The 22,661-nt window shown below is 41.0% G+C and carries 23 protein-coding genes and 1 pseudogene; 10 read left to right on the top strand and 14 right to left on the bottom strand.

Annotated elements, in window-relative coordinates:
• Nucleotides 1–138: 138 nt before the first annotated feature.
• Both HEMROJRC1_RS06000 and HEMROJRC1_RS05995 read right to left on the bottom strand, forming a co-directional pair.
• The gene (locus tag HEMROJRC1_RS06000) at nt 139–1,887 is read right to left on the bottom strand and encodes a DUF3413 domain-containing protein (RefSeq protein ID WP_226692944.1); all 1,749 of its coding nucleotides are present in this window, start codon (nt 1,885–1,887) and stop codon (nt 139–141) included.
• Between the two features lie 4 nt (nt 1,888–1,891).
• A complete protein-coding gene (locus HEMROJRC1_RS05995) occupies nt 1,892–2,110 on the bottom strand; it encodes a YejL family protein (RefSeq protein ID WP_226692943.1) in 219 nt (72 codons plus the stop codon).
• A gap of 129 nt (nt 2,111–2,239) precedes the next feature.
• On the opposite strand from HEMROJRC1_RS05995, the gene yejK reads away from it, so the two are divergent.
• The 4 genes from yejK to cpxA all read left to right on the top strand — a co-directional run bounded on the left by yejK (nt 2,240) and on the right by cpxA (nt 5,927).
• Complete coding sequence (gene yejK / locus HEMROJRC1_RS05990) at nt 2,240–3,256, top strand: nucleoid-associated protein YejK (protein ID WP_226692077.1); 1,017 nt, start codon at nt 2,240–2,242, stop codon at nt 3,254–3,256.
• A gap of 63 nt (nt 3,257–3,319) precedes the next feature.
• Nucleotides 3,320–3,733, top strand: a complete 414-nt coding sequence (gene bamE, locus HEMROJRC1_RS05985) for an outer membrane protein assembly factor BamE (RefSeq protein ID WP_226692076.1) — start codon at nt 3,320–3,322, stop codon at nt 3,731–3,733.
• A 69-nt stretch (nt 3,734–3,802) separates the two neighbouring features.
• Complete coding sequence (locus tag HEMROJRC1_RS05980; RefSeq protein WP_226692075.1) at nt 3,803–4,513, top strand: response regulator; 711 nt, start codon at nt 3,803–3,805, stop codon at nt 4,511–4,513.
• Nucleotides 4,514–4,517: 4 nt separating this feature from the next.
• Nucleotides 4,518–5,927 carry an envelope stress sensor histidine kinase CpxA gene (cpxA, locus tag HEMROJRC1_RS05975; protein WP_226692074.1) on the top strand — a complete coding sequence of 470 codons (1,410 nt, stop codon included), beginning with the start codon at nt 4,518–4,520 and terminating at the stop codon, nt 5,925–5,927.
• Between the two features lie 31 nt (nt 5,928–5,958).
• Here cpxA and HEMROJRC1_RS05970 read toward each other — a convergent pair whose 3' ends face one another.
• Together HEMROJRC1_RS05970 and HEMROJRC1_RS05965 are read right to left on the bottom strand one after the other, a co-directional pair.
• The gene (locus HEMROJRC1_RS05970) at nt 5,959–8,139 is read right to left on the bottom strand and encodes a heavy metal translocating P-type ATPase (protein WP_374707289.1); all 2,181 of its coding nucleotides are present in this window, start codon (nt 8,137–8,139) and stop codon (nt 5,959–5,961) included.
• Nucleotides 8,114–8,320 carry a heavy-metal-associated domain-containing protein gene (locus HEMROJRC1_RS05965; protein ID WP_226692072.1) on the bottom strand — a complete coding sequence of 69 codons (207 nt, stop codon included), beginning with the start codon at nt 8,318–8,320 and terminating at the stop codon, nt 8,114–8,116. The genes HEMROJRC1_RS05970 and HEMROJRC1_RS05965 overlap by 26 nt, the downstream gene beginning before the upstream one ends.
• A gap of 83 nt (nt 8,321–8,403) precedes the next feature.
• On the opposite strand from HEMROJRC1_RS05965, the gene HEMROJRC1_RS05960 reads away from it, so the two are divergent.
• Nucleotides 8,404–8,799 (top strand): Cu(I)-responsive transcriptional regulator, encoded by a 396-nt coding sequence (locus HEMROJRC1_RS05960; RefSeq protein WP_226692071.1) that lies wholly within the window; start codon nt 8,404–8,406, stop codon nt 8,797–8,799.
• A gap of 3 nt (nt 8,800–8,802) precedes the next feature.
• Here HEMROJRC1_RS05960 and metJ read toward each other — a convergent pair whose 3' ends face one another.
• Entirely contained in the window at nt 8,803–9,120 is a 318-nt protein-coding gene (gene metJ / locus HEMROJRC1_RS05955) for a met regulon transcriptional regulator MetJ (protein ID WP_226692070.1), read from the bottom strand.
• Between the two features lie 239 nt (nt 9,121–9,359).
• On the opposite strand from metJ, the gene HEMROJRC1_RS05950 reads away from it, so the two are divergent.
• The 3 genes from HEMROJRC1_RS05950 (at nt 9,360) to HEMROJRC1_RS05940 (ending at nt 11,963) form a co-directional block, all read left to right on the top strand.
• Nucleotides 9,360–10,172 (top strand): NAD(P)-dependent oxidoreductase, encoded by an 813-nt coding sequence (locus HEMROJRC1_RS05950; RefSeq protein ID WP_226692069.1) that lies wholly within the window; start codon nt 9,360–9,362, stop codon nt 10,170–10,172.
• A gap of 94 nt (nt 10,173–10,266) precedes the next feature.
• On the top strand, nt 10,267–11,526 hold the full coding sequence (locus HEMROJRC1_RS05945) for an NTP/NDP exchange transporter (RefSeq protein WP_226692068.1): 1,260 nt from the start codon (nt 10,267–10,269) through the stop codon (nt 11,524–11,526).
• Nucleotides 11,527–11,588: 62 nt separating this feature from the next.
• Entirely contained in the window at nt 11,589–11,963 is a 375-nt protein-coding gene (locus tag HEMROJRC1_RS05940; RefSeq protein ID WP_226692067.1) for an MmcQ/YjbR family DNA-binding protein, read from the top strand.
• Between the two features lie 228 nt (nt 11,964–12,191).
• Here HEMROJRC1_RS05940 and HEMROJRC1_RS05935 read toward each other — a convergent pair whose 3' ends face one another.
• From HEMROJRC1_RS05935 to zipA, 6 genes are all read right to left on the bottom strand, one after another.
• Nucleotides 12,192–12,449, bottom strand: coding sequence for an SWEET family sugar transporter (locus HEMROJRC1_RS05935; RefSeq protein WP_226692066.1), 258 nt, complete (start codon nt 12,447–12,449; stop codon nt 12,192–12,194).
• A gap of 322 nt (nt 12,450–12,771) precedes the next feature.
• Complete coding sequence (locus HEMROJRC1_RS05930; RefSeq protein ID WP_226692065.1) at nt 12,772–13,521, bottom strand: SDR family oxidoreductase; 750 nt, start codon at nt 13,519–13,521, stop codon at nt 12,772–12,774.
• 170 nt (nt 13,522–13,691) lie between these two features.
• Nucleotides 13,692–14,084 (bottom strand): MerR family transcriptional regulator, encoded by a 393-nt coding sequence (locus HEMROJRC1_RS05925; protein WP_226692064.1) that lies wholly within the window; start codon nt 14,082–14,084, stop codon nt 13,692–13,694.
• Between the two features lie 19 nt (nt 14,085–14,103).
• On the bottom strand, nt 14,104–14,766 hold the full coding sequence (locus HEMROJRC1_RS05920) for a cation diffusion facilitator family transporter (RefSeq protein ID WP_226692063.1): 663 nt from the start codon (nt 14,764–14,766) through the stop codon (nt 14,104–14,106).
• A 122-nt stretch (nt 14,767–14,888) separates the two neighbouring features.
• Nucleotides 14,889–16,895 carry an NAD-dependent DNA ligase LigA gene (gene ligA, locus HEMROJRC1_RS05915; RefSeq protein WP_226692062.1) on the bottom strand — a complete coding sequence of 669 codons (2,007 nt, stop codon included), beginning with the start codon at nt 16,893–16,895 and terminating at the stop codon, nt 14,889–14,891.
• A gap of 257 nt (nt 16,896–17,152) precedes the next feature.
• Nucleotides 17,153–18,106, bottom strand: coding sequence for a cell division protein ZipA (zipA, locus tag HEMROJRC1_RS05910; RefSeq protein WP_226692061.1), 954 nt, complete (start codon nt 18,104–18,106; stop codon nt 17,153–17,155).
• 148 nt (nt 18,107–18,254) lie between these two features.
• Here zipA and cysZ point away from each other — a divergent pair, with 148 nt between their 5' ends.
• Entirely contained in the window at nt 18,255–19,100 is an 846-nt protein-coding gene (gene cysZ / locus HEMROJRC1_RS05905) for a sulfate transporter CysZ (RefSeq protein ID WP_226692060.1), read from the top strand.
• 100 nt (nt 19,101–19,200) lie between these two features.
• Nucleotides 19,201–20,148 carry a cysteine synthase A gene (cysK, locus tag HEMROJRC1_RS05900; RefSeq protein ID WP_226692942.1) on the top strand — a complete coding sequence of 316 codons (948 nt, stop codon included), beginning with the start codon at nt 19,201–19,203 and terminating at the stop codon, nt 20,146–20,148.
• A 104-nt stretch (nt 20,149–20,252) separates the two neighbouring features.
• Here the strand turns inward: cysK and HEMROJRC1_RS05895 are convergent, their stop codons facing one another.
• The 3 genes and pseudogenes from HEMROJRC1_RS05895 to HEMROJRC1_RS05885 form a co-directional block, all read right to left on the bottom strand.
• Nucleotides 20,253–20,495 carry a tannase/feruloyl esterase family alpha/beta hydrolase gene (locus HEMROJRC1_RS05895; protein ID WP_226692941.1) on the bottom strand — a complete coding sequence of 81 codons (243 nt, stop codon included), beginning with the start codon at nt 20,493–20,495 and terminating at the stop codon, nt 20,253–20,255.
• A 355-nt stretch (nt 20,496–20,850) separates the two neighbouring features.
• Nucleotides 20,851–22,217 (bottom strand): annotated as a pseudogene (gene hemN, locus HEMROJRC1_RS05890) (oxygen-independent coproporphyrinogen III oxidase).
• The gene (locus HEMROJRC1_RS05885; protein ID WP_226692059.1) at nt 22,217–22,660 is read right to left on the bottom strand and encodes a DUF2489 domain-containing protein; all 444 of its coding nucleotides are present in this window, start codon (nt 22,658–22,660) and stop codon (nt 22,217–22,219) included. Before HEMROJRC1_RS05885 ends, hemN begins: the two are co-directional and overlap by 1 nt.
• Nucleotide 22,661 lies beyond the last annotated feature (1 nt).

Genomic DNA, 22,661 nt, shown 5'->3' with positions numbered 1-22,661 from the left:
ATGTTATGAAAAACTCACGGATTTTCATTAATAACATCTTTTCAGTCTTAAACTGAGGCGCAAGTATAAAGGGTTGAACCACAAAAAGCCATTCATTTTTTACGATAAAACAAAGGCGGAAACACCGCCTCACTGACATTATTTCTCAAAAAATGAATTTTCCCGTTTAAACATTTCCAAGAACAGCCCCAATGGAGGACGTTCGGAAAATTGTTCTTGATAAGTGCGGTCAAATTTTTTGTAGTTTCCTTTACGATCAATGTGATATTGCGTGCCGTCCGGTTGAATCAATACATTCCAACGGTAATTTGAAGCAAGCACCCAATTATCTCCATCCAAATCAAACAAATTACGCCCTTGCGAGTAATCACTCAACGGGTTTTTTACCTTAAACACCGATGTCATCAGCGCCGGCAATATGTCAGTATGTCCGCTTAGCCTTTTTTCAATGCCCACCGGTAAATCTTTCCAATAGACCAATAACGGAACTTGAATTTCATCACGCCCAAAATAATTGGAGCGATCTTTTTCACTCATCGCATCAAAAGCAAAACCATGTTCTGCCGTCACAATCACAAGGGTATTTTCTAATGGCACACGCATTAATGCTTGCTCAATCAGCCCATCTATTCGTGTTAAAGTGCGGTCATATTCTGCTTTGTTTTTTGCCGTTAAATCAAGATCAAGATAAGCAAACCAAGGGGCTTGAGCGGTTCTTGTCGACATAAATTCATTAAAACTTTTGACCGCACTTTCATTACCGGATTTTCCTTGCGGCAGCTTGATGTTCTTAAGTAGGGCTTGACGGAACAAGCTATCTTTAAAGTTTGTTGCAGAAAATAACCCCAATTGATATTTTTCCGAACGGAGTTTTTCAATCAATACCGACGGTGTGTGATTGCTCAAAATACTGTCCGTATAATTTGCATTCAAACCATAGAATAAACCGACTAAACCGGCATTATTTGTATTACCGCTACTATAATGATTGACAAATTGTGTCGAACCGGTAGCAAACTCTGCCAATCTCGGCATCTTCTCACCGGTGATCGCATCGTAACGCAAGCCTGAAACCGTGATCACTAAAAGATTCGGCTTATTTTCAAGCGGTGCGAAGGTGAGTTTATGCTTTGGATAATCAATCTTCAGCGCATCTAATCGCCCTTCTTGCTCTAAAGTTTTCGTATACTGTTCAACATCCAATAGCCCGTGTTTTTCCAAGAAAGAACGTGCTGTCATCGGGTAAGAAAGCGGAAAATTGGAACGTTGCATTGTAATCGGACGATACAAATAAGCATCCGCCCACGCATAAATAAGGTGAGTAGCGATAAAAGCAGCCGTGAAGAATACACCGACTCCTTTTAGCCATTTTTGCCGTTCAAGACTACGGAGCTTTTCCCAACTCCAACGGGAAAACAGCATTTGAATCAACAGAATAATCGGCATTGGTGCAAAGAAAATTTGCCAGTCTCGCGACATCTCACCGTTTTCCGGATTCACCAATAAATTCCATACCACAGAAGATAAGTGCAGATTAAAACGATGAAATACTTCCGTATCAAATAATAATAGCGTTGTACAAACCGTAGAAAGTATCACCGTTAAACCACGGAAAGTGCGGTGATTTTTAACGAAAAAACTGAGAGGAAAAATAACCAATAAATAAATCGCAAAAACGCAGAAGCTGAAATGTCCGAGCAGGCTAACAAAGAAATAAAGTTTACCGCCAAGCGTATCGGGCCAATCAATGAGAAAAGCGTAACGTGCGCCGATCAGTACCGAAATAATAATATTAAAAAAGGCAAACCAATGCCCCCACGAAATTTTTCGGGAGGTATCATCGCGATATTGTTTTCCACTGAAAGTGCCTTTTTTAAACCACATCATCATATTAGTGCGTTTTTACCGCGTTAATTAAAGCATTGGAAAAGGCTTGCGCCAAAACCTCACGTTGAGTTTGCGGCACACTGCTGGTAAGCAAATTGCTTGCCATATTGCCTAACGCAATGAGAGACAAATCGACCGGAGCTTTATGTTTTTCCAACACGGCTATCATATCATTTACAATTGCGCCGAGTTGCGCGTCAGAATACTTTGAATGTTGAGCCATTTTATACAAAATGAGAGAAAAAAGTCGCTCTATCATACCCGATTATTTCCTAGATCCTAAATAATTTCTTTTTTCTTGATTAAAAAGTGCGGTTATAATTTGCAACGTTTTTGAATAAAGGAAAATAAAATGAGCATTAGCGTTAATCAAATCGTACTACATCAGCTAATCAAGCAAACTGACGATGAAAATACAAAAATGGAAAGCATTCTGCGTGATGAACTACTATCAATCACGCCGGAAGTAGAACAAATGATGTTGCAATTACACCAAGGTTATCAAAATAAAGCGAAAGCCTTTGGGATATTCCAAGAAAATTCCATCTTTGCCCAACAGTTGAATCGCTTATTGGAACAGGAAATTGAATTTTTAGGTTTTAGCCAATCTTCCACCAAACTGCTCGCAAATGAATTAAGTAAATACAATTTTGCCGATAGCGGCACGCTCATTCTCTGCCAGTATAATTTTTTAGCGACCGACTATTTATTTATTGCGCTACTTGATAGCCGCCACAGTATGCTGGTAGATGAGCATTTGGATATTCGCCGTACGGAATACCTCGACATCACACAATTCGACATTGCCGCACGGGTAAATTTAACGGATTTGCAAGTGAATGCGAACTCCAACCGCTATTTAACTTTTATCAAAGGACGTGTCGGTCGCAAAATCAGTGATTTCTTTATGGATTTCCTTGGTGCGGAAGAAGGTTTGAACCCGCAAGTACAGAATCAATGCTTATTACAAGCGGTGAGCGATTATTGTGAGCAAGGCGAATTAAATAAAGAGCAAACCCAAGCAGTGAAAAAACAGGTTTTTGAGTATTGCAAAGGGCAGCTTAGCGGCGGCGAAGAGATTGAATTAACGGAACTTTCGGCAAACTTACCCACTCTAAACGAGCAATCTTTTGTCGCCTTTACAGAAGCACAAGATTACGGTTTAGAAGAAAGTATCCCACCGCTACGTTCTGCATTGAAATCGCTCACAAAATTCTCCGGTTCGGGTAAAGGCGTTACATTAAGTTTTGATGCGGATTTGCTTAATACGCGCATTCTTTGGGATCCGCTATCCGATGAGTTAACCATTAAAGGTTTACCGCCTAATTTAAAAGACCAATTACAAAAATCCCTAAAATCAGAGAATTAGTTTGGCAAGTCCCGTAACTTTGGATATTATTTTAGAAAATTTGCAGAAATTAAGGTAAAGAAAATGCAATTTAAAACTATTTTTGGCGCAGCTGTATTAGCATTAAGTCTAGCGGCTTGTTCAACTATCGAGAAAGTGGTCTATCGTATTGATGTGCCACAAGGGAATTACTTAGAAGCCGCTAATGTGGCACAAGTAAAACAAGGTATGACGACACAACAAGTACAATATTTACTTGGTACACCGGTTTTGATTGACCCTTATAACAATCTCACTTGGTACTATGTATTTTTACAGCAGCACGCCTATCAATCACCGGAACAACACACATTTACCGTAAAATTTGATCAACATGGTATTGTTACCGAAACCAATCTTGATAAACCATTGCCTGAAGTCGCCTCACAAAATGAAAATAACACGATTATTGAGCGCAATGGCAATACACAGAAAAAATCTTGGTGGAAATTCTGGTAATTCTAGCCTGTCATCTGCTTTGCAGGCATTCTTTCAGCGGATAATTACGTAACGATAAGGGGCTTGGTAATGTCGAAAATTCTACTCGTTGATGATGATACCGAACTAACAGACTTACTTGCGGAAGTGCTTTCGCTGGAAGGTTTTATTGTTGATGTGGCTAACAACGGTCAAGAAGCGTTGGATAAACTTGATCAAAATTATGCATTAATTTTGTTAGATGTAATGATGCCGGTATTAAACGGCATCGAAACACTTAAACATATCCGCCAACAATCCAACGTACCCGTTATGATGCTAAGCGCACGTGGTGAAGAGATTGATCGCGTACTCGGCTTAGAACTGGGGGCTGACGATTATTTACCAAAACCCTTTAATGATCGGGAATTAGTTGCACGCATTAAAGCGATTCTACGTAGAAGTGTCGATTCAAATGAAACATCAAACAGCCTCCCTTCCTCTCAAAGTAACGAAGACGGCTGGGTAAATTTCCACGGATTAAAACTTCATTTAGAAAATCACTTAGCGTTCTATAAAACGCAAGATCTCCATCTTACCGAATCAGAATTTTCATTATTGAGAGAGCTGGTTCGTTCCGCGGGAGAATTAGTCACTCGTGAAGAATTAAGTATTGGCGCATTAGGGAAAGCACTTTCTCCGTTTGATCGCTCAGTCGATATGCATATGTCAAACTTGCGTAAAAAATTACCACCGAAAGAAAATGGATTGCCTTGGTTTAAAACCCTACGTGGGCGAGGCTATCTTTTAGTTAATAAATAATCTTATGCAGCTTAAAACGAAATTTAGTCTGAATCATTTAACCGTTCGCATCTTCGCCGTATTTTGGTTCGCTTTTTTAGCCATGATCGCAATCATTCTTGCGCTTCCCTATTTTGATAACCGTTTTTACTCTAAGCTACAAAATAATGAAATTGCAAACTACCAAAAAACAATAACAGAAGTCATCCGCAATCATAAAATTAACTCCATTCTTTCAGAAACGCCTTTACTCCCTGTTGCGCGGTTTGATATAGCCCGCCCTGTTCTTTATAACCCTTATAATAAAGAAGTATTCGGTGCATTTACTGAAGAAAAACCGCTTGTACATCGTTTTGCTGAAAATTCAACGGATTTTTCAAACCCAATGCGAAAGAGTTTTGACGACATCCAAATTGCCGGTCCTTTCCAAGTGTACATAAGTAATAACTTTCATGAACCCTTTTCACTCTTCTTCGTATCTCGTGTTGATCCGCATAAAGAGATACTTCGATATCTGCTGAATAATCCACTGACATTACTTATTTTAACCCTATTTATTACAACGCCGCTGCTGTGGTGGTTTACTTACACTATCGTAAAACCGATTTCCCGCTTACAAGAAGCGGCAAACCGTGTAGAACTGGGTAACTTCACAACCGATCCCAAACTAAACCATAGCGGCCCACTGGAACTACGCCAAGTAGGCACTCGTTTCAACCGAATGACAATGGCGATTAACGAATTAATCTCAAACCAACAAACCTTAATGTCTTCCATTTCCCATGAGATGAAAACACCACTAACCCGACTTCAACTCGCCACGGCACTACTACGTCATCAAGTCGGAGAAACCAATGCTGTTCAGCGTATTGAGAAAGAGGTTGCACGTATGGATAAAATGATTAATGAGTTATTACTCATCTCCCGTCAACAAATCAATGCGCAAGTAACAAGAACCATCTTTCCGGCAGAAAAAATTTGGCATAATGTGGTACAAGATGCGATATTCGAAGCTGAACAGCGTCATATTGAATTTGAAAAATTCTTTGATTTACCCCACGATGCCGATATTTTTCTAAATGGTAATGAGGATCAACTACAAAGTGCGGTCGAAAATATTATTAGAAACGCGCTGAAATATACAAAGGATAAGATCAAACTTCATATTTTTATCCAAGAAGAAGAAGAAGAAGAATTCCTGAAGATCCGCATTGACGACAACGGATCCGGGGTACATCCGGAAGAATTGAAAAAAATTTTCTATCCATTCTATCGCGTTGATGAGACGCGTACACGCACAACCGGCGGCACCGGGCTAGGGCTCGCTATCGTTTCAAATGTCGTTAAGGGGCATCAGGGTAAAGTGTGGGCGGAAAAAAGTCCGTTAGGCGGATTAGCGATGACTATCACGTTACCGCTTTGGGTAAACGAATAAAGAGAAGGGCGGAAAAAATTCCGCCCTTTTGCTAATGAAGTTTGAGACGTTTAAGTCTTAGGGAATTTGTTAATACCGAAATAGAACTTAATGCCATTGCGGCACCGGCAATCACCGGATTTAAATAGCCCAATGCCGCAAGCGGAATGCCTAACACATTATAAATCAATGCAAAAAAGAGATTTTGCTTGATGTTTTTTAATGTGGCTTGCGCAATCAAAATACCATCTGCGAGCTGGTTTACCGATTGACGCATTAACGTTGCAGATGCGGTATGCTCCGCTACATCGGAACCGGATTTCATCGCAAAACTCACATTCGCTATGGCAAGTGCTAGCGCATCATTAATGCCATCTCCTACCATTGCAACAATTTTTCCTTCTTGTTGTAAGAGGTGAATTTTTGTTGCTTTTTCACGTGGTGAAAGCCGACCGAATGCCATTTTTATACCAAGCTGCCTTGCGACATAATCCACCACAGATTGACGATCGCCGCTCATTATCATCACCTGAATGTTATGCTGATGCAATCGTTTAATCGCGATTTTGCTTTCTTCACGTAACGTATCCGTCAAAGCAAAAGCTCCGGCAGTTTTTCCATTAATTGAAACCGCCACAACACTGGCAACGTTCCATACCTCCGCCAGATCATTCGGTAAATCAAATTCACAAAATGCCGGCGTGCCTACTTTAACAAACCCGATACCTTCCACTTCAGCCGAAATACCCGCCCCCACTTCGGTTTTCACCGAAAGTGCGGTCGGAATTGAGGCGATTTTTTTCTGCGCCTCACGCACAATCGCTTTCGCCAGAGGATGATTGGCATATTGTTCCACGGCTGCGGTAATACGATATAAATCTTCTTCGGAAACGACCGCACTTTCCGGCTGCCATACTGCCGCAATGTTTAACTCACCGGTGGTTAACGTACCGGTTTTGTCTAACACAACGGTATTGATATGTGCCGCTTGTTCCATTGCTGCCGCATCTTTAAACCAAACGCCAGAATTTACCGCCTTCCCCATTCCTGCCATAATTGCAGCCGGTGTCGCAAGCCCTAAAGCGCAAGGGCAGGCAATCACTAATACGGATACGGCGTGAATAATTGCCGTTCCGATATCTGCGGTGCTCCACCAGGTTAAGATAAAAGTGATGATGGAAATACCAAGCACAACAGGGACAAAAACACCTGCCACTTTATCGGCAAAACGCGCAATGGGAGCTTTCGAACCTTGTGCTTCCGACAATGCGCTCATCATATCGCCCAATAAGGTTTGAGCGCCTAGTTGATTCGCCCGATAAGTCAAGCTTCCTTCGGTTACCATTGCACCGGCAAGTACCCGGCTTTTTTCCTGTTTCATTTCCGGCATCGATTCACCGGTTAAATGACTTTCATCACACCAGCCGTTTCCTTGCTCCACAATGCCGTCTGCGGCAATACGCTCCCCATGGTTAGCCCGCAATATATCGCCGATTTTTACTTGATCAAGGGAAATGCTCTGCCACATTTCATCACGCCATACGCTAACTTGCTTCGGTGTAAGTCGTAACAACAATTCCAAACTATTGAGACTGTGCTTTTTTGTTCGCTCTTCTAGAAATTTACCAAGGCTTACAAAACCAATTACCATCACAGACGCTTCAAAATACACGTGATGTAACGCATCGTGACCTTGTGCAGCGTGATAAAACAACATATAAACGGAATACAGATAAATCGTAAGCGTGCCACTGCTCACCAATACATCCATATTTGCCAATCCACCGCGAATACTGCCAATCGCACCACGATAAAAGGGAACGGCTAACCAAAATTGCATAATAGTTGCCAGCATAAATTGCCACATCGGCGGTAGCATTAAGTGATGGTTACCGAGCAACATTCCAATCATTCCGATTAAAAACGGAATATTAATCACCAACAATAGCCAAAGTCGCCAATGGGATTTTTTATCTTCCCGCAAAAGCGGCTGTTTATCGGTTTTTAAACTCCCTTTAAAACCGGTTTTCTGAATAATGCCGAGAATATCATCCGCACTTGCTTGTGTCGGATCAAAAACGACCTGTGCTTCTTCCACCGCAAAATTGACATTCGCTTGTTCCACAAAAGGCTTTTTATTCAGCACTTTTTCAATTCGACTGGCGCAAGATTGACAAGTCATCCCTTCAATTTGAAGGGAGATTTTTTTACTCTGTTGCATCAAAACCTGCATCCTCAATGGTTTCAATTAATTGCGGGACGGATACTTTACTTTCATCAAATTGAATATCCGCATAGCCTTCAAGGGCAACATTTGCTTTTGCCACGCCGTCTAATTCTTCTAATACGCGAGTTACGCTTTTTACACAACCGCCGCAATGCATTCCTGTTACCGTTAAACGAACGTTTTTCATTATTTTCTCCTTGTTAGTATTGAATGATATTTAGAGGTGGCTTACTATAAACCTTAACTTTAGGTAAAGGTCAAGGTATTTTTATGAATATTAGTGAAGCTGCCAAATTAAGCGGACTTACCCCGAAACAAATTCGTGATTATGAGAAATTAGGTTTACTAAAACCGGCACAGCGCAACTTTTCCGGTTATCGTTATTATGAAGAGAAGGACATCGAACGTTTACATTTTATTCGCCATTCACGAGATGTCGGCTTTTCGTTACAACAAATAGCACAATTGCTTGCTTTGCAAGATAACCCCGCCCGTAATAGCAGTGAAGTAAAAGCCCTCACCACGCAACACATCGCCACGCTAAAACAACAAATTAAACAATTAGAAGAAATGGTGGGAGAACTACAACAATGGCATAACGCCTGTCAGGGCAATGATCAGCCCGAATGTTCAATTTTGAATGGATTAAAAAAAGAAAGAAGTTAACGGCTAATAATCCCAACTTTCCGGATCAATCCCCAGTTGGCGCATAATTTCTTTTGCATCTTCCGGAATTTCATCATGGCGTTCTTTCATTAAATCCAGATCCGTCGGTAACGGCTGACCGGTAAAGGCATGAAGAAAAGCCTCACAAAGCAACTCACTATTTGTGGCATGGCGCAGGCTTTTTAATTGGCGACGGGTGCGTTCATTCGTCAAGATTTCCAAGACTTTAATCGGAATCGACACCGTGATCTTCTTCACTTGCTCGCTTTTCTTTCCATGTTCCGCGTAAGGACTGATATATTTCCCATCCCAATCTGCCATAACGTACCTTTTAGTTCAAAGTAAAATACTAAATAAATTGGGGTTATTCTAAAGAAAAAACCATAAGATGACAATCTAGACGGCTAAATGCACGTATTTCTTGGTATTTCACGAATATCTTTTCTGTTGCAAATTTTTAACTGGTAAAATACAAGCATATTTGCCTCTCAAATCCGGCAAACTTCCCCTTTTAGAGACAAACCGAATTTTATTATTTTTCATATTTTATAGAGGTTCTTATGAAAAAAACACTACTAAAATTGACCGCACTTGTAGCTGGCATTCTTAGCTTAACCGCCTGTGATAAATCCCCTGAAAATACAACGACACCGAAATCAAAAACCGTGTTTGTGGCAGGCGCAACCGGCGTTATCGGCGAGCCATTAACCAAAGCGTTAGTCGAAAAAGGCTATATAGTGTATGGCACGACACGTAGCACAGATAAAGCTAAAATCTTGGAAACCAATGGCGTGAAACCGGTAGTATTGGACATTTACGATGTACCGGCTGTGGAAAAAGCCGTCTTAGAAGCGAAACCCGATGTGATTATTAGCCAACTTTCTTCTTTACCAAAAGGCTTAAAGGAAGAAGAAATGACGGAAGGGCTAAAACGCGATAACCGCATCCGTGTGGAAGGCACACGCAACCTCATTACAGCGGCGGAAAAAGCCGGCACGCCAAAATTTATCACACAAAGCTTTGTATTCTATGCGCCAAGTGAAAAAGCACCGAATGAAACGGCACCGTTACTTGATGAAAATGATCCCGTATATGGCGAATCAACCCAAGCAATGAAAAACTTAGAAGCACAAACTTTAGCCGGCAAGTTTACTCCCGTGATCTTACGCTACGGCTGGATTTACGGTGGTAAATCAGGTTTTGATGCGCCGATTGAAGGTTATTCCACCATTCACATTGACCCTGTCGTCGATGCCACCGTACGTGCGGTTGAGGCGGATCTAAACGGCATTTATAACGTCTCGGAAAGCAGTCCCTTTGTGGATGTAAGCAAATTCCAAAAAGCCATACCGGAATGGAAAGATAAAAAATAATCAAAGATGATTACAAATTTCCAACGAAATTATCACTTAAAAACCTTATGGCGTGTCTAACACGCCTTTTTCTTACATTTATTCAGAATTTAATATGTTTAAATTATCTAAACTCATTGATGTAAAACCAAACGAACGCCAAGCTATATTTTGGGCGTGGTTGTATGTATTCACGCTTTTTCTTGCCTATTACACGCTACGACCTATCCGTGATGAACTCGGTGCAGCCGGAGGCGTGAGAGAACTTAAATGGCTTTTCACCGGTACATTAGTGGCTATGCTTACTTTAACGCCACTCTATGGTTATCTTGTCAAACGTTGGCAACGAGAACGTTTTATCGCCATTGCTTACCGTTTCTTTATGCTGAACTTGGTCGCTTTTGCCGGATTAATGTGGACGGCAAGCGGTGAATTATTAATTTGGACAGGGCGTCTATTTTTCATCTGGGTTTCTGTCTTTAACCTTTTTGTCGTGTCTGTATTTTGGTCGTTAATGTCAGATGTGTTCAGTACGGAACAAAGCAAACGTCTATTCGGCTTTCTTAGTACGGGCGCGACCCTTGGCGGAATTGCCGGATCCGCTTTTATTTCGGTATTTGCGAAAACCTTCAATAATTACGTATGGCTATTGTGTGCTATCTTGCTATTAGAAGTTGCCGTACAAGCAGCAAAACGTATTTCCGCTTTGGCTACTCCCCAAGTGCAACATAATCAAAACATTCAAAACCAAATCGGCGGCAGCATTTGGGCAGGATTGAAGCACACTTGCCAATCCTCTTATTTACTTGGCATCTCCGCATTCATTTTATGTTATTCACTCACTTCCACTATCTTATATTTCCAACAAGCGGATATAGTGAATACAAATATTACTAACAAAGCCGAACGCACTGCATTTTTCGCCAATATTGATTTATGGGTAAATAGCCTTACGCTTATTTTTCAAGTAGGTTTAACGGGAAGATTGATGAAATACGTTGGTATTTTACCTGTGTTAGTCATTTTACCGCTTTTCAGTGCAAGCAGTTTCGCTTTACTCGCCGCCTCACCCACTATTGCTATTTTTGTTTTCGTGCAAGTCGCACGCCGTGTGACCAATTTTGCATTTACCCGCCCATCACGAGAGGTGTTATTCACCCGCCTTAATCGTGAAGATCGCTATAAAGCGAAAAATGTGATTGATACCCTCATCTACCGTGCCGGCGATCAAATCGGCTCTTGGGGCTATGCCGGTCTTGTCAGCGCAGGATTAACGTTAACCGCCATCTCATGGCTTGCCGTTCCCCTTTGCTTGGTTTGGGCGGTATTAAGTGTCTGGTTGGCAAAAAAAGAAAATCCTTATGCTAACGAGTAAATGCGTAGCGGACAAAATCAAACTTGGGCATTAATATCAACCCATTTGATAGGAAAAATAAAATGAACACAGAAACACTCCTTTCCAAAATCGAACAAAGTTACGGTACGCCGGCAGAATATTTATGGTCAAAATTTCCTGATTATGCGGTATTTCGACATCAAAATAATCGTAAATGGTTTGCCGTTTTAATGTCGCCGGAAGCGGCCAAAATCGGTGTGGAAAAAGAGGGAAAGATCACAATCATCAATGTGAAGGTCAAAACGGAAGAAATCGGCTCACTCAGAATGATGAAAGGTGTTTATCCTGCATATCATATGAATAAAGAACACTGGTTGAGCCTAAATCTCTCGGAAATTGATGATAATTTGTTGCTTGAGTTACTTGATGAAAGTTTTGCTTTAACGGCAATCAAGTCTCGGGTGAAAGGCATATAAGACAATAAATGATTTTTACTCATTCCTTTTCTTGGCAAAGCGAATGATAAAATCACCTTAAATTTTCGGTATTATGTAGCACTTGCACAAAACATTGTAAGGTGCGTTACGGCTTCGCCTAACGACACCCTACCCTAAGAAATCTCAGAAATAAAATTTTCTTTGTGCAACAGATACATAATACCCTAAATTTTGACCGCACTTTAAAAGTGCGGTCAAAAGCAAAAACTAAAATGCGGTAAAAAACGCAATTAATCCCAACACAACACCGGGGGAGTTAGCTAAAGCGACCGGATAATCCCGTTTTTCTTTGAGTAAGCCGTAAGCAACCCAAAGAGAACAGTTAATCGCTGTAGCAAGCGGTTGTAACACCCCGCCTTTTTGGCCGGCTAAATTTAAGCCGATTTGTTCCAAATAGGACACATACATACAAACGGCGGTAAAGGTAGCAACCCAGCCTAAAATAGTAATAAAACGTTGTTCCATTCTGCTTTCCTCATAAATTTAAAATGAAATAATAAGGGTGTATTATAGCCTATTTTTGAAATAAATTCAAAAATCACCCAAAACCTTCATTTATTACATTAATTTTATTAATAATAGAAAAGGAATATAGCATCAAAAATCGACCGAAAATTACCTTTAAAAAAAGCAGATAAAAACCGCCGTTTTATAAAAAATATGGGATACATCACTTATAAATGATGTATCCCAAAACATTTGTTACATTGACCTTAAAAAACCTTTGAATTTTTGACCGCTCTTTAAGGCATAAACCTTGCCGAGCGATCATCATTTCAATAATTCGTTACCAAGGCTGTGTTGTCGGGCCTAAGGTAAATTCACTGATGTTGGTATCTTCCGGTTGAGAAAGCGCAAAAGCCACTACATTCGCCACACGTTCCGCCGGAATTTCAAAAGTATCATAAAGCTCTCGATACCCTTTAGATGTCGATTCATTAGTGATGTGATCAACCAGTTCCGATTGCACCGCAGCCGGATAAATCGTTGCCGTGCGAATATTCGTTCCGGCTTGAGCAGATTCCATACGCAAACCTTCCATAATCGCTTTTACCGCCCATTTTGTGCCGCAATACACGCTTGCGCCGGGATACACTTTCAAACCCGCAACGGAAGACACCGCTAAAATATGTCCTGATTTTTGCGCTTCAAAGGTTGGTAAAACCGCTGCGATTCCGTTTAATACCCCTTTGATATTAACATCCACCATCGCATTCCAGTTATTCGTTTCCAAGGCGGAAAGCGGTGAATTCGGCATTAAGCCCGCATTTAGGAAAATCGCATCTACTTTACCAAAAGCCGATTTTGCCAATTCCACCAATGCCGTATTATCTTCCGCCTTCACCACATCGGTAACCCGATACACCGCTTCACCGCCTTTCGCTTTAATGTTCTCGACAATCGCTTTCAATTTCTCTTCACGGCGTGCACCTAATACTAATTTCGCTCCATTTTCCGCTAATTTATAAGCGGTTGCCTCACCAATACCTGATGATGCACCTGTAATAATCACGACTTTATTTTGAATATTATTCATATATTAGTACTCCTGTTTTGTTTGAATGCGGTTATTTTAGCCGACTTTATTAGGCTTGTTTAGCCTTAAAATAATAAAAAGAGAATAAGGAAAAAACGAATAATGGAGTAAGTAAATGGCAGACTAAAAAACATCTCTTTTATGGTAATTGCAACAAAATTCCGGAAAAATCAACCGCACTTTCCTTCGACTAAACCTGCGATTACCTTGCATTCCGACTCGCTATGCTCCTCTTTTATGACAATAGATTGTAGAAACGTTTTTATTTCCAATAAACGGGCGATTTTATCTTCGACTTGGGCAAGTTGATTCAATACAAGACAATCCGCCTGATAATGATCCGCCATACCGAATTTCAGTTGATTGAGTTGACGAATATCCTCTAGCGAAAAGCCTAAAGCACGGCAATTTTTTACAAAATTCAGTTGCGCAACACTTTCTTCATCATAATAACGATAACCGTTCGCCGCCCGTTTAGGTTCGGGTAAAATACCTTGTTTTTCATAATATCGAATCGTTTCAAGGTTTACGCCGGTGCGAAGACTAAGTTCATTAATTTTCATCTTTTTTCTTTAAGCTGCCTCAATGAGAATGTGATGTTAACGAAAAATGCTCATCATTATTCCGCAATGCCCTAATCGCCTGAATAGTCACTGCTACGCCGCTACGCAAAACAAGCAGGCTCAAAATCGCACTTGCTACGATATCCACCCATTGCCAGCCAAACCATAATACGCTTAATCCCGCCACAATCGCTACCACCGATCCGAATAAATCCGCCAAGACGTGCAGGTAAGCGGCTCGAATATTCAAATTATCGTGATCACTTTTAAGCATAATCCAAGCCACCAAAATATTCACACCAAGCCCTGTGATTGCCACGCTCAACATAGGAAGCACTTGCATTTCGGTAGGAGATTGCCAACGTTGCAAAGCTTCAAATAAAATCCAAATGGCAACCCCAATCAATGAAACACCGTTTAACAAAGCAAACCATTTTTGCCATTTTACGCTTAAAAACAATGCCATTAATGCCAACAAAAGCGACAGGCTGTCATTCGCCATATGCCCGGCGTCTGCCATTAAAGTGAGGCTTTGGAAAAAATATCCGCCAAGAAATTCCACCACCATATAAATGGTGATAATGGACAAACTAATACCTAAAATCGTTTTGTTTTTCTCTGAATGATTATGATGATGGGAATGGTTATGCGACAAATGATTTGTTGAATGAGAAACGTTCATATTTTTCCTTAAAGTAACCTGATTGAATTAGCACAAGTCTAAAGCCCGTAGTCACTACGGAGTCAAGAGAGAAAAAATAAAAATTTGACCGCACTTAATGGCCACATCATATCGATAAAAGATTAGATCCGTGCCAAAAATTCTTCTTCCGTTAATACCGTCACGCCCAACTCCAGCGCTTTAGCGAGTTTTGAACCCGCACTATCACCGGCAATAACAAAATCGGTTTTGGCGGAAACCGAACCGCTGACTTTTGCGCCCATAGTTTGAAGCAAGGCTTTGGCTTCATTTCGTCCCATTTGACTGAGCGTACCGGTAAGCACGATGGTTTTACCTTTAAATGGATTGTCGCCGGCTTCCTTTACTTCCACCTTATCCCAATGCACGCCTTGCTCAATCAAATCATTTACCACATCCACATTATGCGGTTCGCGCCAAAACGCCAAAATACGGTTTGCCACCACTTCGCCGACATCCGATACTTGTTGAAGTTGTTCAAAATCAGCACGTTGTAAAGCATCAAGATTTTTGAAATGATTGGCTAAATTCAATGCTGTCGCCTCGCCCACTTCACGAATACCCAATGCAAAAATAAAGCGTGCCAATGTGGTATGTTTCGCTTTTTCTAAACTGTTCAGGGCATTTTCGGCAGATTTTGCCCCCATACGTTCCAAACGGGTTAATGTGCGGAGATCAAGTTTGAATAAATCTGCCGGTGTGTGAATTAATTCTCGATCGACCAGTTGTTCAATCAATTTACCGCCTACGCCATCAATATCCATTGCTTTTCGCGATACAAAATGCTTTAACGCTTCTTTACGTTGTGCCTCACAGAATAAACCACCGGTACAACGCGCCACCGCTTCACCTTCAATACGACTAATCAGTGAATCACATACCGGACAGTTGGTTGGGAAAACAATCGGCTTTGCATCTATCGGACGGCGTTCGTGTAATACGCCGATAATTTGTGGAATGACATCGCCCGCACGACGAATGATTACCGTATCGCCAATCGCAATATCCAAACGGGCTATTTCATCACCGTTATGTAATGTCGCATTGCTTACCGTAACGCCACCGACAAACACAGGCTCAAGTTTTGCCACCGGTGTAATCGCCCCTGTACGCCCTACTTGGAATTCCACATCATTCAATAGGGTTAATTCTTCTTGCGCAGGGAATTTATAAGCGATCGCCCAACGTGGTGCTTTGGAAATAAAACCTAGCTCATTTTGTAGAGCAATATCGTTAATCTTCAACACAGTACCGTCAATATCGTACCCTAAATCACTCCGTTTACTTAGAATATCACGGTAGAAATCTAAAACCTCGTCCACGCCATAACAAAGGCGAATCTCCGGGTTCACCGGAATACCAATCGCTTTTAACCATTGTAAACGCTCATAATGAGTGGAAGGTAAATCCACACCTTCCACAATGCCGATACCATAGGCATTTAATACCAATGGACGCTGACTGGTGATTTTAGGATCTAACTGACGCAGTGACCCTGCCGCCGCATTACGTGGATTAGCAAAGGTTTTTTCGCCACGAGCCAAAGCCCGTTCATTTAAACGTTCAAACCCTGTATGAGGCATAAATACTTCACCACGTACTTCCAACCGAGCGGGTGGGTTATCCGTTAATAATTGCAACGGAATATTACGAATCGTGCGAATATTCGCAGTAATATCTTCACCGATGGTGCCATCTCCACGTGTCGCCGCTTGGGTAAGAATGCCGTTTACATATAAAAGACTTACGGCAAGTCCATCCAATTTAGGCTCACAACAAAATGTAAGCGGTTTTGGCAAAACCGTTAGTCGATCTTCAATACGCTTAACAAAAGCATAAAATTCTTCATCAGAAAAAGCATTATCTAAGGAAAGCATTGGAATTTCGTGACGAATTTGGCTGAACCCTAAAAGCGGTTTCGCCCCCACTCGCTGAGTAGGTGAATCGGCGGTAATAAGTTCAGGATAATCAGATTCTAAAGCCTTAAGCTGATGGAAAAGGCGATCATATTCACTATCCGGCACGCTTGGATTATCCAACACGTGGTATTCATATTCGTATTGGCGCAAGGTTTTGCGAAGGGTCTCAAGTTGAGTTTGAATGCTTGTCATAAAATTCTCTAAAATCTCATTATTATGTAACAGTCGCATAGATTATCGGTAGGGTGCTGTTAGGCGAAGCCATAACGCACCAATAAATGAAATGGTGCGTTACGCAAAGCTAACGCACCCTACCCAAATAAATATTGGATATAAAATGTGAAGCTAATAACATAATACCGTAAAATCTGACCGCACTTTTATATACACAATAACGGCGAACGCAAAGTTCGCCGAAAGCCAAAAGTGCGGTAAAAAATTAATGCGCTTTACACGCGGGAAAGATAACGTTGTTCTTGGTAATCGTCAAAAATTTGCTCATCTTCGGTTAATACGGAACCGCCCAATTCTTCAGCAAGGGTTTTAGCAGCACGAATCATTAACTTAAGATTCGCCAAGGCATTTCCCGGCGAAGGCAATTTCATAAATAACGCCACACCGATTGTGGTGAAATCAACATTATATGGGTTAAAACGCCCCTCATCTTGTAAATTCGCCACACTAAATAAGGTCGGACTTGCCACGCTTAAATCAAAATGACGGTGGTACATATTATGGCTGCCAAAAATAAAACCTAAATTCTCAAGCGATGCAATCAATCTTGAACCTTGAAACTCACGATGTTGCGGTGAAATCACATAAAGCTGAATATAACCTGAAGTTTGTTTTTCTACCGAGGCTTCCGGCGTACGTGCTTGATTAAAATAGACGGCTGATTTCACCTCATCTGACTCGCCTAACGCCATTTGTGAAAGTTGTTCGCGCAATTCGGGCGAAGATGAATTAATACCGTCAAATTCGTTACTTTGCGCTTCCAGTTGTTCAAGTGTCATTGTCGCAGGATTTGGTATAGATTGACTCGGTTTCATATTATATTCGACACGAATCGGTTCACGCACCGGAGTAGAATTTGGAATGGAAATTTTAATATCATCTACCGTTCTTTCTATTTCGTGAGAATCCACTTGTGGGGAAAGTTGCTCATCAAAGGATGGCGATTGTGTATTTTGCTCAAAAGCAGGCTGTGACTGAGAAACGGATTGCGTAGTCGAAGAAGCGATGTTTTGATCTTGTTCAGACCGATCTTGTGTAAAAGTGCGGTTAAATGTGGCTGCGTTTTTAAAATACTTTGATTTCTCACGGCGATTTGACCATAATCCGTGCGCAACAAGAGCGATAAGTGCCACCACCCCTAAAATAATCAAAATTGTATTAAGATCCATTTTTGCTCCTTACAGGCAATAAAATTGTGTCAATGCTACCACATTTTAAGGGGTGAAAAAACAGGGAGGACGGGGAATTTCACGGCAAAAACACCGCCGAAATCAACCGCACTTTTTAAGTTTATTGATATATCCAAAAGGAAAAAAAATGATGAATCAACAAGAAATTAAATCCGGCTTTCATTATTTTGTGATGGGCTGGCATTTTATTAGACAAAAAGGGCTACGCCGCTTTGTGATTATGCCTATTTTAATGAACATCCTATTACTCAGCGGATTATTTTGGCTGTTTATCTCCCAAGTCAGTACGATGATTGACTGGGTAATGGGTTTTCTACCGGATTGGTTAGGATTTTTAAGTGTGATTTTACTTGTGCTTTCCATCGGAATGATTTTACTGCTGTTCTATTTTATCTTCACCACATTATCCGGATTTATCGCTGCACCATTTAACGGATTATTAGCGGAAAAATTGGAAAAAATGCTCACCGGTGAACCGATCAATAATGACAACTGGTTAGATGTAATGAAAGATGTGCCGCGAATGCTACGCCGTGAATGGCAAAAACTATGGTATAGCTTACCGAAGATAGTGGGGTTGTTCTTACTTAGCTTTATTCCAATGGTAGGACAAACCATTGTGCCGATATTGACATTTTTATTTACGGCTTGGATGATGGCAATTCAATATTGCGACTACCCTTTTGATAACCATAAAGTATCCTTTGACGTAATGAAAAATGCCTTAGGTGAACAACGTACACAAAATCTCACTTTCGGGGCTTTAATCACTTGCTGTACATTTATCCCTCTCATTAATTTGGTGATCATTCCTGTCGCAGTTTGTGGTGCAACGGTAATGTGGGTAGAGAATTACCGCGAGCGTTTACGTTTTGATATGAATTTTGATTATCGCCGCGGATCATCTACTCATCCTGCGACAAGAAACAGTGGCACAAATATCCGTTCAGGCAATAATCAGATAGTGAAATAGCGTTTCGTTATAAAATAGATCCATTAACTATTTTTTAAATGGAATCAGCACTGCTATAACTATATTGATGACAACACAAAACCGTACAGAGGGAACAAATATGCCAATTTATGCAGATAATTCTTACACCATCGGTAACACACCGCTTGTGCGTTTAAAAAATTTCGGTCAAGGCAATATTGTCGCAAAAATTGAAGGTAGAAACCCTAGCTTCAGCGTGAAATGTCGCATTGGTGCCAATATGGTATGGCAGGCAGAAAAAGAAGGCATTCTAACCAAAGGAAAAGAAATCGTGGATGCCACTAGCGGCAATACCGGTATTGCACTTGCCTATGTTGCAGCAGCCCGCGGCTATAAAATCACACTCACAATGCCGGAAACCATGAGTTTAGAACGCAAACGTTTATTACGCGGATTAGGCGTAAATCTTGTGCTTACCGAAGGGGCGAAAGGGATGAAAGGTGCCATTGCGAAAGCAGAAGAAATTGTTGCCGCCAATCCTGACCATTATGTGATGCTAAAACAATTTGAGAATCCGGCAAACCCGCAAATTCACCGTGAAACGACCGGTGTGGAAATTTGGAAGGATACGGAAGGCAAAGTCGATGTCGTGGTAGCCGGAGCCGGCACCGGCGGTACGATTACCGGTGTTTCACGTGCAATCAAATTAGATTTTGGTAAAGCGATCACATCTGTGGTAGTCGAGCCTTCAGAATCACCGGTAATCAGCCAAACCCTTGCCGGCGAAGAAGTGAAACCGGGCCCTCATAAAATTCAAGGTATCGGTGCCGGTTTCGTCCCGAAAAATTTAGATCTCTCATTAATTGATCGTGTAGAAACGGTGGATAGCGATACTGCCATCGCCACCGCCCGCCGATTAATGTCGGAAGAAGGTATTTTAGCCGGTATTTCTTCCGGTGCTGCAGTTGCAGCTGCCGATCGCATTGCAAAATTACCTGAATTTACAAATAAATTGATTGTTGTAATCCTCCCTTCCGCTTCAGAACGTTATTTAAGTACGGCTTTATTTGAAGGCATTGAGGTTTAATCAAAACTTCGCACATCTTCAAAGTGCGGTGAAAAATCACCGCACTTTTAATCATTAAAAACATATAAAAAAACGACCGCACTTGCGATCGTTCATCTTTTCATTTATCGACACTCAAAACTTTCGGCTTTGTTTTCATCCTCTCCGATGTAAGTTGCAACCTTCGGATAAGCACAAATCGGCATTTGTTTATTCGGGTAAGTTTTACTTTTCGCAACCAAACTATTCGGTGCCTGATTGTTATCATGCCATTGTTCTAAGGCGCTCAACGGATCGAAGTCATCTAAACCGTTCCCTCCGCCCCCTTGGAAGAGAAATTTACTGTTCCAATTTTCCGGTAAACGCAGTTGTAATTTTATACCGTAATGCTTACCGTCTGCGCCGGTACGTGCGGCAATTTCCCCCTCAACAATACAATAAGGTTTAGCTTGTAGAGTATTTTTTGCCCCACCTGTCAGCGCTGATATCTATCTACCGGCACTTAGCCTATTCCATTCCACATTTTGAATTTCCGTGTTTAAAACAGCGGTATCTTTCAATGCTAAGCACTGATTTTCATTAAGTGCGGTCAAATTTGAGGAAGAATTTGCAAAAACAGGATGAGAAATGCCGAAAATAGTAAGTGTAAACAAGAAAAAGTAGGCTTTTTCATAATGAATCCCAGAATATGAAAATACCACCAAATTTTGGTGGTATCGTAAATCAAATAATTCTAGAAAATTGCTGACGTTTTGCAGCTACGCGAGAATATGCATCAAAGCATAAACAAATATTGCGAATGAGCAAACGTCCTTTAGGTGGGACGAGTAAACCTTGTGCGGTTAAATGAATTAATCCGTCTTCAATGAGAGGTTTCAATAAGGTTAAATCCTCAGCAAAATGCTCTGTAAAACGGATATTGTATTGCTTTTCAATTTCTGCAAAATCTAATTTAAAGTTACAAATGAGCTGTTTAATCACATCTCGGCGCAAACAATCTTCTTCGGTTAATACAAGCCCTTTGTGCAAAGCATAACCGTCTCTTTCGACCAATGTATAATAGGTTTTGAGATCTTTCTCATTTTGAGCATAAGTATCCCCTAACAAACTTATTGATGACACGCCTAAACCAAGGAGATCACATTCTTCTTGTGTCGTGTAACCTTGGAAATTACGGTGCAACACACCGTTTTGCTGAGCAATGGCCAGCTCATCATACGGCTTGGCAAAGTGATCCATTCCGATAAATTTATACCCTGCCTCACCTAAGGTTTCGATAGTTTTTTGCAAAATCGTGAGCTTTGTTTCCGGAGCAGGTAACTGAGTTTCTTTGATCTTTGCCTGCCCCGGCACACGGCTCGGCAAATGAGCATAATTAAAAATACTCAAACGATCCGGATTCAACGCAATCACTTTCTTCAAGGTAAACATAAAACTATCAACGTTTTGCAGCGGTAAACCATAAATCAAATCAAGGTTTGTCGATTGAAATCCCAGTTCCCGAGCACGCTCTAGTAAGGCTGAAATAAAATTCTCGTCCTGCTCTCTATTAACGGCTTCTTGCACATCTTTATTAAAATCCTGTACCCCCATACTCATTCGGTTAAAACCAAGCGAACGAAGGTGATCGAGCATAGATAGCTCAATTTGGCGCGGATCAATTTCAATAGAAATTTCCGCATTCTCTGCAATACTAAAATTTGTTTTTAACATTGCCATTAAACAGGCAGATTGCGTTTCACTTAAATAAGTCGGTGTACCGCCCCCCAGTGAACTTGAGTTACCGTTCTATTTTTAAACAATTCCGCACGCGAGATAATTTCTTTTTCAAGATAATCAAGGTAAATATCCGCCTTGTGTTGATGGCGTGTAATCACTTTATTACAGGCACAAAAATAGCAAAGCTGATGGCAAAACGGAATATGCACATAAAGAGAAAGCGGACGATTCGGATAACGCTCGGCAGCGGCAACAAAATCCTGATGAGTATAATTTTCGTGAAACTCCAATGCCGTCGGATAAGAGGTATAGCGTGGGCCGGACTGATTGTATTTCTGTATAAGTGTATTATCCCAAATAATCTCTGACATTAAAGCTCTCCAAATTGTTTTATATCATCTAATAATTGATGTAATTCTTTTATGATCCCTTGTTCAAGTCTGGCTTCCGCACTTTCCCGTTCAAAATCGAGACGAAAACGCAATTTTTTCTCCAATTCTCTGCGTGCTTCGTGTGTCGGCATCTCCCGCACAATTTCATACAGCTCAGCCATTGCCGGATAAGGCTGTAAATTTTTACCGAATGGCATTAATAACATCGCAAGGCGAATCACACCTTCAGAATGATTACATTCTTTGGTTTGCATTGCTTTTGCAATAATTTCAATGCTTTCCTTTAAACGCATTGCGCGTGCCGTTTTAGCCTGAGAAATGGTTTGCTTCTGCTGTTTTAATTGTTTCAACAAACGCAGTGCATACCATGATAACCCAATAATAACGATCGCCGAAAAAATCAGTGTAATAGTCAAAATCATT

Origin of the sequence: Rodentibacter sp. JRC1 (genome assembly GCF_020521555.1) — a bacterium.
In the GTDB taxonomy this organism is placed as follows: Bacteria; Pseudomonadota; Gammaproteobacteria; order Enterobacterales; family Pasteurellaceae; genus Rodentibacter; species Rodentibacter abscessus.
Note: the sequence above shows the minus strand (reverse complement) of the source record. Positions and strands in the feature narration are given on the sequence as shown.